We start from the raw sequence: 12,295 nt of genomic DNA, 5'->3' as shown, positions 1-12,295 counted from the left end.
CACGCGCGCAGGCAATGAGCAGCGTATGTCCAGGAAAGACAGAGATCCTGGAAATTGACGCATACGTAATGATGTGCTTTCTCATGCAAATAGTTGCTTGGTCTTCCGGCGCGCGGAATCGGCCGAACCCGCTGCTCAACTATCAACAGAAGTTTGCTGCTCGAATCGCTCGTAGCGCGAAATGATCATGACAGTCTCGTTTGCTGGATGAATCAGCTGTTGATGCCAGCCCGCCTGAGCCGCCCGGCGCCCCGCGCACTGCGGCGATATGTTGGACGGCGTGGCACTTCCGAACCTGACTCGCGACCAGGCCATCGAGCGCGCCGCGCTGGTGACCGTCGACAACTACAAGATCGAGCTGGACCTCACCGATGGTGACGGCGCACCGGGCGAACGGACCTTCCGGTCGGTGACCACGGTGACGTTCAATGCGCTGCCGGGCGCCGACACGTTCATCGACATAGCCGCAGAGACGGTGCGCAGCGCCACCCTCAACGGCATCGACATCGACGTGTCGGGCTACGACGAGTCCACCGGCATTCCGCTCACCATCGTCGACGAACACAACGTATTGGTCGTCGACGCCGACTGCCTCTACTCCCACACCGGCGAGGGGCTGCACCGATTCGTCGACCCCGTCGACAACGAGGTGTATCTGTATTCGCAGTTCGAGACCGCCGACGCCAAGCGGATGTTCGTGTGCTTCGACCAGCCCGATCTCAAGGCCACGTTCGACGTCGTCGTCACTGCTCCCGCGCACTGGCAGGTGGTGTCCAACGGCGCGACGGTCAGCGTCGACAACGGTGTGCACACGTTCGCGACCACGCCTCGGATGAGCACCTACCTCGTCGCGTTGATCGCCGGACCCTACGCCCGCTGGGACGACGAATACACCGACGAACACGGGTCGATTCCGCTGGGACTGTTCTGCCGCGCCTCGTTGGCCGAATTCATGGACGCTGAAAGGCTTTTCACGCAGACCAAGCAAGGCTTCGGCTTTTACCACCAGAACTTCGGCGTGCCGTATGCGTTCGGCAAGTACGACCAGTTGTTCGTGCCGGAATTCAACGCCGGCGCTATGGAAAACGCCGGCGCGGTAACGTTTTTGGAGGACTACGTGTTCCGGAGCAAGGTCACCCGGGCGTCCTACGAGCGGCGCTGCGAAACGGTGTTGCACGAGATGGCGCACATGTGGTTCGGCGACCTGGTCACCATGCGATGGTGGGACGATTTGTGGCTCAACGAGTCGTTCGCGACGTTCGCGTCGGTGTTGTGCCAAAGCCGCGCGACCGAGTTCACCGAGGCGTGGACGACGTTCGCCAACGCCGAGAAATCATGGGCGTATCGGCAGGACCAGCTGCCATCGACACATCCCGTGGCCGCCGACATCCCGGATCTGGCCGCGGTGGAGGTGAACTTCGACGGCATCACCTACGCCAAGGGCGCCAGTGTGCTCAAGCAACTGGTGGCTTACGTCGGGCTGGAGAACTTCCTGGCGGGCCTGCGTGACTACTTCCGCGCCCACGCCTTCGACAACGCGACGTTCGACGACCTCCTGTCGGCGCTGGAGAAGGCGTCCGGCCGCGACCTGTCGGACTGGGGCAACCAATGGCTGAAGACCACGGGCCTCAACACATTGCGCGCTGACTTCGAGGTGGATGCCGACGGCCGGTTCACGCGCTTCGCGATCCGGCAGGGCGGGGCGGCTCCCGGCGCCGGTGAGACTCGTGTGCACCGGCTCGCTGTGGGCATCTATGACGACGACGGCGCGGGAAAGCTGGTGCGGGCGCATCGCGAAGAGCTTGACGTCTCCGGCGAGGTCACGGAAGTGCCTGCGCTGCAGGGGGTTTCGCGCGGCAAGCTGATTCTGGTCAATGACGACGACTTGACGTACTGCTCGCTGCGGCTCGACGACGAGTCGCTGTCGACCGCGCTGAGCCGCATCGCCGACATCGCGGAGCCACTGCCGCGCACACTGGTGTGGTCCGCGGCATGGGAGATGACCCGCGACGCGGAGTTGCGCGGCCGCGACTTCGTGGCGCTGGTGTGCCGGGGCGTGCAGGCGGAGACCGAGGTCGGTGTGGCGCAGCGGCTGCTGCTGCAGGCGCAGACCGCGTTGGGCTCCTACGCGGACCCGGGCTGGGCGTGTGAACACGGCTGGCCGATGTTTGCCGACCGGCTGCTGGAGCTGGCCCGGGCCGCTGAGCCGGGCTCCGACCATCAGCTTGCGTACGTCAACGCGCTGTGTTCGTCGGTGCTCAAAGTGCGCCACATCGAGGTGCTGTCGGCGCTGCTGGACACCGCGCCGGAGGAAAAGGGACTGCCCGGTCTCGTCGTCGACACCGACCTGCGGTGGCGAATCGTCACCGCACTGGCCCGTTCGGGTGTCATCGACGCCGACGGCCCGGAGACACCGGTGATCGACGCGGAGGTGCAGCGCGATCCGACAGCTGCGGGCAAGCGGCACGCCGCGGCGGCGTCGGCGGCTCGCCCGCAGGTCGACGTCAAAGAGCAGGCGTGGGCCAAAGTGATCGAAGACGACACGCTGCCCAACATCGTCGGGCGCGCGATCATCGGCGGACTCGTCTCGCCCGGGCAGGCGGAGTTGTTACGGCGGTTCACCACCCGCTACTTCGAAGACATCCCCGGGGTCTGGGCACGACGGTCCAGTGAGGTCGCGCAGACCGTGGTGGTCGGTCTCTACCCGTCGTGGGACATCAGCGAAGAAGGCCTTGCGGCCGCCGATGCGTTTCTGGCGGGAGAGTTGCCGCCGGCGCTACGACGCCTGGTGGTGGAAGGCAAGGCCGGTGTCGAGCGTGCGTTGCGCGCTCGGCGCTTCGACGCGACGGCTTAGCGGGCGGATTGTCGCTAAGAGCCGGGCACGACGACTCCAGTCTGCGCTCGGGAGTTGTGTGAGTAAGAGACAGATGTGGTCTCATTGGTCACTTCTGCCTCAGACAAACCGCGACGCGCTACGGCGGAGAGATCGCGGCGCTCATCACCCGCACGGCGCTGACGAGCCCGTCGATCAGATTGCCTTCTTTGAAAGCCGACGCCGCAGCAGCGACACCGAGCGGAGCGGCGGATTCCGCGCCGCGGCCGCGCACGCCGGCGCCGTAGACCACCTCGATCGCCCGCTGGTTGGGCGACACGGCCAACAGCACGGCGTCGTTGGGGGTAGGCACTTGGGCCAGGATCTCGCGGGCGCGAGCCGCCGTGTCCTCCCCGAGGTCGCCGATGTAGACGGCCATGCGGGCCTTCGACGTGCGCGACCCGTAGGTCAGGGCGTCGTCGAGTTTGACCAGATCCATCGTGGAGAACGGATACTGCAGCGACAGCTCGCCGGGCTCGGTGACACTGGAGATGCGCCCGCTGGCGGTGATGACCGAGCCGCGCGGTAGGCCGGTTTCCGGAATCGTCGCGAGCTCACCACTTGCCACTGGCGCCACCTCCGATCGTCAGCTGATCCGAACCGTGACCGTGCCCGTCGCCGATGCGCTCGTCGACCGCTGCCCACAGGATCGGCTCGTGCGTCCACGGCTCCGACATCTTGTACGCCGGAGGATGCGGATTCTTCCCCGACCAGATCAACGCGACGAGAATCAAAACCAGCAACAGCGGAATACCCACGAACAGGGCGTGGACCTCGAAAGCGTTCACGAGGCAAACCGTATCTCAGCGCTCAATTACGCCGCGCCCTCACCCAGGTATCGCATCCATGCCGGGTCGAGTTCCTTCACGGTGGACAACAGCCGCCAGTGTTGGCCCTTGGGTGTGGTCGGTACCAGCCGCAAGGTCCAGCCGAGCTCGCTGAGCAGCCGGTCGGCCTTGCGGTGGTTACAGGTCGAGCAACTTGCGACGCAGTTCTCCCACGTGTGGCTGCCACCGCGGCTGCGCGGGACAACGTGGTCGACGGTGTCGGCCTTCGCCCCGCAGTACGCGCACCGAAAGCGGTCGCGGTGCATCAGCGCCGCGCGGGTCATCGGAATGCGGGCCCGGTAGGGCACCCGCACGTAAGAACGCAGTCGGATCACCGACGGCACGACGATGGTGCGGCTCGCGGAATGGATCACTGGCCCGGCGGGGTCGTCGTGTACCACGTCGGCCTTGCCACAGAGCAGCATCACCACGGCGCGACGAATCGGCAGCGCAGTCAGCGGCTCGTAAGTGGAGTTCAGCAGCAAAACCCGGCGGCGGCCCCACAGCGAGGTGGATTCGGGGGCGGCGTGGTCTTCGACGCTGTGCATGACGCGCTCAGCCACGCGGCTCTTCCTGCGCTGCGCCATGTCACCTCCGCCGATCAGTTCACCACGGATAGGGCCATAGTGCACGACATTTCTGATCAAGTTCGCAGGTCAGTCGGTGAACATCGGGTGACGGTCGGCTATGGCCCACAATGGAGGGGATGGATTCCACAACCCAGCAGTCGTTCTACGACGCCGTCGGCGGCGCGCCAACGTTTCACAAGATCGTGTCGACGTTCTACGCGCTCGTACGAGACGACGAAATCTTGCGGCCGCTGTACCCGGAGGAAGACCTGCACGGCGCCGAGGAGCGGCTACGAATGTTCCTCGAGCAGTATTGGGGCGGTCCGCGGACCTACTCAGAACAGCGCGGCCACCCAAGGCTGCGGATGCGGCACGCACCGTTTCGGATCGGCCCGTTCGAGCGCGACGCATGGTTGAGATGCATGCATACGGCGGTGGCGTCGGTCGACCCAGAGACGCTTGACGACGAGCACCGCCAGGAGTTGCTGAACTACCTCGAGATGGCAGCGCACTCGATGGTGAATTCGCCGTTCTGACGCCATGACGAGTACTGACCCGTGGTGGGCGCGCGCGGTGTTCTACCAGGTGTATCCCCGCTCGTTTGCCGACAGCAACGGCGACGGCGTCGGCGACCTCGACGGCGTCGCCGCAAGACTCGACTATCTGAACCTGCTTGGCGTCGACGCGATCTGGCTCAATCCCGTCACGGTGTCCCCGATGGCCGACCATGGCTACGACGTCGCCGACCCGCGCGACGTCGACCCGCTTTTCGGCGGCCTCGACGCGCTCGACCGCGTCGTCGCAGCCGCACACCAGCGCGGCCTCAAGGTGACCATGGATCTCGTTCCCAACCACACCAGCTCGGCGCACCCGTGGTTTCAGGCCGCACTGTCCGCCGGACCAGGCTCCGTGGAACGTGACCGCTACATCTTCCGCGACGGCCGCGGCCCGAGCGGCGAACTGCCCCCGAACAATTGGGTCTCGGTGTTCGGTGGCCCGGCATGGACACGGGTGACCGAGTCCGACGGCACTGCCGGTCAGTGGTACCTGCACCTGTTCGACGCCGAGCAGCCCGACCTCAACTGGGACAACCCGGAGGTCTTCGCCGACTTCGAGAAGACGCTGCGGTTTTGGCTCGACCGCGGCGTGGACGGGTTCCGCCTCGACGTCGCGCACGGTATGGCCAAACCGCCTGGCTTGCCGGACATGGCGGACCCCGGCGCCAAAATGCTGCTGACCGGCAATCGGGATCCGCGGTTCAACCACGACACCGTGCACGACATCCACCGCGCCATCCGCGCCGTCCTCGACGACTACCCGCACGCTGTCGCCGTCGGCGAAGTCTGGGTGTTCGACAACGAGGAGTTCGCCAAGTACTTGCGTCCCGACGAGCTGCATCTCGGCTTCAACTTCCGGCTTGTGCGGGCCGAGTTCGACGCAACCGAGATCCGCGACGCCATCGAGAACTCGCTGGCGGCCGCCGCACTAGAGAACGCGACGCCGACGTGGACGCTGGCCAACCATGACGTCGATCGCGAAGTCACCCGCTACGGCGGCGGAGAGGTCGGGCTTGCGCGGGCACGGGCCATGGCATTGGTGATGCTCGCCCTACCCGGCACCGTGTTCGTCTACAACGGCGAAGAGCTCGGGCTGCCGAACGTCGACCTGCCCGACGAGGTGCTGCAGGACCCGGTGTGGTTCCGCTCGGGCGGCGCCGAACGCGGTCGCGACGCCTGTCGGGTGCCAATACCGTGGACGGGTGACGCGCCGCCGTTCGGGTTTTCCGACAACCCCGACACATGGCTGCCCATGCCGCCAGAGTGGGCGATGTTGACCGTGGAACGCCAACTGGCCGAACCGAATTCGACGTTGAACTTCTTTCGTCGCGCCCTGCACTTGCGGCGCGGATTGTCCGGCGCACAGTTGCACTGGGACGACGACGCGCCGAGGGGCGCGCTGATCTTTCGGGTCGACGCGCTGGTGTGCGCGCTCAACGTCGACGCCGATTCCGTCGAGCTACCGCAGGGCGAATTGCTGCTCAGCAGCGGTCCGCTCGCCGACGGCCGGCTCCCCCGCAACACCGCCGCCTGGCTGCTCCGCTGACCCGGGCGCAGCGTCACACGATCCGCAGCAGCTGACGGCGGTAATACACCGAACCATAGGGCGCATCGATGCGCAGCCACGGCCCTACCGTGCGCACCCGGATCATGCCTGAAGCCGGATCGACGAAGCTCATTGCCGTCAAAGCGAATACGCACCGAAGCGGAATTCCGACAGTCACGCCGGCTCCGCTGACGTGCAGTACTTCCTGATCCAGCAGCGACACCGGCGGACCCTGGGCCCCCTGCTCTTTGGATACCTCTGCCCCGCGCTCAGCCAGTTCGAGCACCACCCCAGCCGGCACGTCGTCGACGTGGACGAATCCCGAATCCGGTGGCAGCGGCCCGCGCCACGCCGAATCCAGCGGAAAGCCGGTGTCGACGAATCCCGAAGCATCCGCCGCGGCCAGTCCGCGAAGAAGCGCGTCGGTGCCGACGCAGACGTCGACAGGCCGCACACTGCCGACGGCTACCCGGCTCGCGAGAACATCGAATCCTGTTGCGGCCCAAGCCACGACCGTGCGCTCAGAGCGCTGCCGCAGCCGGATCACCGCAGCGTCGTCGAGTCGACGTACACGTTCGGCGAAGGCGGTGAGGTTCGCTCGCTCGGCGGGGTCAGCCACCCACAAGCCCTGCTCGGGAGCCGGGTTCATCGCATCCAAGCCCGCAAATAGTCCTGCTGTGACGGTGAAAGCCGTTGCAGCCGCTGCTCTTTGATGTGCACCGCAGCCAACTGCGTCTCGGCGACCACCGCCGGCTTCGAGTGTAGGTCGGCGTGCACCGACCGCACTTCGTAGCCGAGCGTGAAGTCGACCGCGCGCACGCGCTTGGTCCAGATGGTGACCTGCAGCGGCGAGTCGACGAGCCGCAGCTGGCCCTTGTAGAGCACCCGCACCTCGTGGATCAGCAGACCGATCGTGGTGATCTCCGCTTCGAAAGGCTCACGCAAAAAGGGCACTCGGGCCTCTTCGAGGATCGTCACCATCGTCGCATGGTTGATGTGCTGGTACATGTCGATGTCGCTCCACCGCACCGGCACCGGTGTGGTGAATCCCCGGACACTCATGCAGACGTTCCGGTTCCGGTTCGCGTCATCGTGCGGATCTGGCGAGCCGCCACTGACAGCGTCGCCAGGTCGTGCTCGTCGCTCTCATATATCTCCGTCAGAATGCGTCGCGCCCGCTCGATTCGCGACGTGTTCGTGTGCTCCCATTCCGAAATCTTCTCTTCCCCGCTCTCCTCCGGCTCTCCGACTGCGAGCACATCGAAGCACAAAGACCGCAACGATCCGTAAATGTCGTCGCGAAGTGCCAACCGCGCCAACGCGTGCCAGTGGTCATGCCGGTCGAGCTCCGACACCGCCGACAGCAAGCCGTCGATGCCTAGGTGACCCATCAGCGCGAAATATGTGTCGGCCACCTCCACGGTGTCGCGGTCGAGGATGTCGGCGATGTCGATCACGTCGAGCAGGCTGTAGCTGTAGAGGCCCGCAGCCACTGTGCCCGCCAAATCCTCTGTGGCGCCGTGGGACACCAGGTCCATCGCCCTGCTGGTGACGATCTGCCGGTCGTCGGCGCGGAGCCATTCCGCGATCCGCGGTGCCAGCCCCCTGACCTTGGACTGGAAGCGGTTGATCTCCGCGCCTACCGCCAGCGGCTGGGGCCGGTAGTTGATCAGCCACCGCGAAGCGCGGTCCAGCAGCCGGCGCAGATCGAGTGTCATCCGATCCGAGAGGCTGACGGGGATCGCACCCTCTTCGCCGGCGGTCTTGATCCGGCGCCAGGTTTCGCCGATTCCGAAGATCGCGTCGGTGGCCACAAACGTGCGTACGGCGTCAATCGGGCTGACGCCGGCTTCCTCCACCACGCGGTACGCGTACGTGATGCCGCCGCAGTCCACGACGTCGTTGACCAACATCGTGGTGATGATCTCCCGCCGCAGCTGGTGGGAGCGGATGTCACTGGTGAAGTTCTCGCGCAGCTTGGCGGGAAAGTACATCGGAAGCCGCGATGCGAACACCTCCTGGTCGGGAAGCTCACTGGCCAGCACCCGGTCTTTGAGATCGAGCTTCACATGCGCCATCAACGTCGCCAATTCGGGTGAAGTCAGCCCCAATCCCTGGTCCATCCGCCGCCGTATCTCCTTGTCCGACGGCAACGCTTCCAGTTCGCGATTGAGCCCGCGGTTGCTTTCGAGGTCACGGATTTGGCGGGCATGTACGGTCAGCAAGCTTGCCGCGTTGGCGCGGCTGGTGCCCATCAGGTCGTTCTGCTCAGAGTTGTTGGACAGCACCAGATGTGCTACGTCGTCGGTCATCGACTCCAGCAGCTGCGTGCGTTCCCCCTCGTCGACCTTGCCGGCAGTGATCAACGAATCGACCAGGATCTTGATGTTGACCTCGTGGTCTGAACAGTCGACGCCGGCCGAATTGTCCAACGCATCGGTGTTGATGCGCCCGCCCGCCAGGTCGTACTCGACGCGTCCCAACTGTGTGACACCCAGATTGCCGCCTTCGCCAATCACTTTGGCGCGCACCTGATTCCCGTTCACGCGAACCAGGTCGTTCGAGCGGTCGCCGACGTCGGCGTTGGACTCGGACTCGGCCTTGACGTAGGTGCCGATGCCGCCGTTGAACAGCAGGTCCACCGGTGCACACAGCACCGCACGCACCAGCTCCGGTGGCGTCATCTCGCTCACGTCGTCGGTGATTCCCAGCGCCTGGCGCACTTGAGGGCTCACCTCGATCGATTTCTGCTCGCGGCTGAACACGCCGCCGCCCTCGCTGATCAACGACTTGTCGTAGTCGTCCCAGTTGCTGCGCGGCTGCTCGAACAGGCGCTTGCGTTCCTCCCACGACCGTTGCGCGTCCGGGTCGGGGTCCAAGAAGATGTGGCGGTGGTCGAATGCGGCGATCAGCCGGATGTGTTTGGACAGCAACATTGCGTTGCCGAACACGTCGCCGCTCATGTCGCCGATCCCGACGACGGTGAAGTCCTCGGTTTGGGTGTTGACGCCCATTTCCCGAAAGTGCCGTTTGACAGCTTCCCAGGCGCCTTTGGCCGTGATGCCCATGGCCTTGTGGTCGTAGCCCACCGAGCCGCCCGACGCGAATGCGTCACCGAGCCAGAAGCCGTAGGACTTGGCGATCTCGTTGGCGATGTCCGAGAACGTCGCTGTGCCTTTGTCGGCGGCGACGACGAGATACGCGTCGTCGCCGTCGCGGCGCACCACCCGCTGCGGCGGTGTGATCTTGCCGGACGAGCGGTCGACGTTGTCGGTGACGTCCAGCAGCCCGGCGATGAACATCTTGTAGCAGGCGACGCCTTCGTCGCGGACCGCTTCGCGGTCGGCGCCGGGGTCACCGATGGCCATCGGCGGCTGCTTGACGACGAACCCGCCCTTGGCCCCGACCGGGACGATGACGGCGTTCTTCACCGCCTGCGCCTTGACCAGACCGAGGATTTCGGTACGGAAGTCTTCACGGCGATCCGACCAGCGCAACCCGCCGCGGGCGACCGGGCCGAACCGCAGATGCACCCCTTCCACCCGCGGCGAGTGCACGAAGATCTCGAATTTCGGCCTGGGCAACGGTAATTCGTCGATCAGGCCGGGGTCGAGCTTCAGCGACAGCACACCCTGCTCGCGGGCTGACCCTTCGCGCGTCACGAAGAAATTGGTTCTCAGTGTCGCCTGCACCAACGACGCGAACGCCCGCATGACGCGGTCGGTGTCGAGGCTGACCAGCGCGTCGATGTCCTTCGCGACGGCCGCAGCCGCCGCCTGCGCGTCCCGTTTGCCGGAGTCCGACGGGTCGAACAGCGCCTCGAACAGTTCGACCAGCGAGCGTGCGGTGTGCGGGTTGTCGTTGACCACCGATTCGATGTGCGACTGGCTGTACGGAAAACCGGCCTGGCGCAGATATTTCGCGTAGGCCCGCAGGATCACCACCTGCTGCCACGTCATGTCGGCCCGCAGCACGAGCTCGTTGAACCGGTCGATCTCGGCCTGTTCGCGCCAGATCGCCGTCACGGCGTCGGCGAAGCGCTGCGCCCGCTCCTCGGGGTCGGTGTCTTCGGACGGCTCCGGAATCGTGGGGTGCAGGGCAATTTTGAACTGGTAGATCCACACCTGAAGGCCGTCGGCGCGGGTCACCGTGAATGGCCGCTCCTCGAGCACGATCACGCCCATGCTCTGCAGCATTGGAAGCAACCGGCTGAGCGACGCCGACTGGCCGCCGAGGAACCAGGTCAGTTGCGCGACCCGGTCTTCGCCGTCGTCGGCTTGGGTGAAGACGAGTTTTACCGAATCATCTTGCAGCTCTTCGATGATCGCGATGTGGCCGATCGCGTCCTCGGGTGTCACCGCCTGCTTGTAGACCTCGGGAAATGCCTCGGCGTAGTGCTCGGCCTGTTCTTGTCCGATGAAGCCGGACCGAACCTCACCCAGCAGCCGGTCGGCCCACGTGCGCGCCGCCTCGGTGAGCAACGACTGAATCCGCTGACGATTCTCCGTGGAGGTGTCGACGGCTCCGGGCGGCGCATCGTCCGGCAGCCTGATCGTGAAATGCACTGCAGCCCAGGGTGATTCGCTTACCCGCGCGGTGTAGTCGATGCTGCTGCCGCCGAGTTCGTGAACCAGAATGTCCATCATATGCAGTCGCACGGCTGTGGTGTAGCGGTCACGCGGTAGATACACCAGCGCCGACACGAAGTGCCCGAGCTGGTCGGTGCGCATGAACAACAGGGTCCGGCGGCGCGATCCCACGTCGGTGATCGCTGTGGCCATGTCCAGGATGGCGTCGACGTCGAGCGCGAAAAGCTCTGAGCGCGGGAAGGTCTGGATGACGTCGAGCAGCAGTTGTCCGGACAGCGAGTCGGGGTCGCGGCCGGACTTGGTGAGCGCCTCCTTGACCCGATGCGAGATGATGGGGATCTCCAAGACATTGGCGGTGGACGCGGCCGCGGTGAACAAACCGACCAGCCGGTGCTCGACCGCCTCGCCCTTCGAATTGTCGCGAACCACAACGATATACGGGTGGGCGCCGTACCGAAGATATGTCGGCATCGTCGCTTGCGTGACCACCAGCAGCTCGTCCGACTCCGTCAGCTGCGGGAACACGTCCTGGCGGCGCCGCAGCACACCGAGCCGGCTCGATTCGTCGACCTCGGCCTGTCCCTCCGACACCGAACAGCGCTGATAACCCAGCAGCACGAAGTGGGCGTCGTCCAACCAGCGCAGCAGTTCTGCGACGCGGTGGCGCTCGGCGGGGAACCGACCGGAGGTGTCGCGGTCCAGCGCGTCGGCCAGTGTGTGCAGCGCATCTCGCATGGCGTCGGTGTCGTGCGCTACGCGTTGGGCGTCGGTGATCACCGACGGCAGCTGACGTTCGACTTGGTCGAGCGCCTTGCGGTCGACGCCGGGGGCGAGCTCGACATGGACCCACGCTTCGTCGATCTCGCCGGACCCGGCGCGGCCATTGTCGGGTCGGGGCCGGATGTCTTCGAGCACGCCCTCGGGGCTGCGGCGCACCCGGAACACGGGACTCAAGATCGCGACGTAGGCCACGCCGAGGCGATTCAGCAGCACGGTCAGCGACTCCAGCAGCATCGGCGTCTCGTCGGTGATCACCTGAAGCGCCGGCCCGAAGCCGTGACTGTTGTCGTCGCCGAAGGCGGCGACGTTGGTGGCGCCGGGCTTGCGCGAGAATCCCAAGCGGCCATGGGCGGCCAGCAGCGCGGGCGTCACCACCTGTTGCGCGCGGACTTGGATCGGTGCGGTCAGCCCGCGGTCGCCGATGACCGGAGCATCACCTTGAGGCCCGCGGTAACTGCCGACGTAGGCGTGCAAAAGCCCCGGTGCGAATTTGTCCCACCCGTCGACGCTCGCGGCCTCAGGCTTCACCGTCATAGGGCTCCTCGTTGAGCGCGG

9 protein-coding genes are annotated in these 12,295 nt (G+C 65.6%); 3 read left to right on the top strand and 6 right to left on the bottom strand.

All coding sequences use genetic code 11. The annotated features are described in order from the left end of the window. Window positions 1-280: 280 nt before the first annotated feature. On the top strand, window positions 281-2,854 hold the full coding sequence (pepN, locus tag AC5Y4N_RS14575) for an aminopeptidase N (RefSeq protein WP_499908770.1): 2,574 nt from the start codon (window positions 281-283) through the stop codon (window positions 2,852-2,854). A gap of 118 nt (window positions 2,855-2,972) precedes the next feature. On the opposite strand, the gene AC5Y4N_RS14570 is transcribed toward pepN, so the two are convergent. Genes AC5Y4N_RS14570 through AC5Y4N_RS14560 form a run of 3 tightly spaced genes read right to left on the bottom strand, consistent with a single transcriptional unit; the run spans window position 2,973 to window position 4,247 of the window. Beyond that, complete coding sequence (locus AC5Y4N_RS14570) at window positions 2,973-3,440, bottom strand: DUF5130 domain-containing protein (RefSeq protein WP_499908772.1); 468 nt, start codon at window positions 3,438-3,440, stop codon at window positions 2,973-2,975. After that, window positions 3,427-3,660: an aa3-type cytochrome oxidase subunit CtaJ gene (gene ctaJ / locus AC5Y4N_RS14565; RefSeq protein WP_499908774.1), complete on the bottom strand. Its 234-nt coding sequence runs from the start codon at window positions 3,658-3,660 to the stop codon at window positions 3,427-3,429. The genes AC5Y4N_RS14570 and ctaJ overlap by 14 nt, the downstream gene beginning before the upstream one ends. Window positions 3,661-3,686: 26 nt before the next feature. Beyond that, window positions 3,687-4,247, bottom strand: a complete 561-nt coding sequence (locus AC5Y4N_RS14560) for an HNH endonuclease (protein ID WP_499909310.1) — start codon at window positions 4,245-4,247, stop codon at window positions 3,687-3,689. 149 nt (window positions 4,248-4,396) lie between these two features. Between AC5Y4N_RS14560 and AC5Y4N_RS14555 the strand changes: the two genes are divergently transcribed. Together AC5Y4N_RS14555 and AC5Y4N_RS14550 are read left to right on the top strand one after the other, a co-directional pair. After that, a complete protein-coding gene (locus tag AC5Y4N_RS14555) occupies window positions 4,397-4,804 on the top strand; it encodes a globin (protein WP_499908776.1) in 408 nt (135 codons plus the stop codon). 4 nt (window positions 4,805-4,808) lie between these two features. Beyond that, a complete protein-coding gene (locus AC5Y4N_RS14550; protein WP_499908778.1) occupies window positions 4,809-6,371 on the top strand; it encodes a glycoside hydrolase family 13 protein in 1,563 nt (520 codons plus the stop codon). A gap of 13 nt (window positions 6,372-6,384) precedes the next feature. On the opposite strand, the gene AC5Y4N_RS14545 is transcribed toward AC5Y4N_RS14550, so the two are convergent. The 3 genes from AC5Y4N_RS14545 to AC5Y4N_RS14535 are packed head-to-tail and all read right to left on the bottom strand — an operon-like array spanning window position 6,385 to window position 12,274. After that, window positions 6,385-7,020, bottom strand: coding sequence for a DUF8010 domain-containing protein (locus AC5Y4N_RS14545; protein ID WP_499909312.1), 636 nt, complete (start codon window positions 7,018-7,020; stop codon window positions 6,385-6,387). Next, window positions 7,017-7,433 (bottom strand): acyl-CoA thioesterase, encoded by a 417-nt coding sequence (locus AC5Y4N_RS14540; RefSeq protein WP_499908780.1) that lies wholly within the window; start codon window positions 7,431-7,433, stop codon window positions 7,017-7,019. The genes AC5Y4N_RS14545 and AC5Y4N_RS14540 overlap by 4 nt, the downstream gene beginning before the upstream one ends. Then, a complete protein-coding gene (locus tag AC5Y4N_RS14535) occupies window positions 7,430-12,274 on the bottom strand; it encodes an NAD-glutamate dehydrogenase (RefSeq protein ID WP_499908782.1) in 4,845 nt (1,614 codons plus the stop codon). Before AC5Y4N_RS14535 ends, AC5Y4N_RS14540 begins: the two co-directional genes overlap by 4 nt. Window positions 12,275-12,295 lie beyond the last annotated feature (21 nt).

It is taken from the genome of Mycobacterium sp. NGS19 (assembly GCF_059813155.1).
This window is presented reverse-complemented; position numbering and strand designations above follow the sequence as displayed.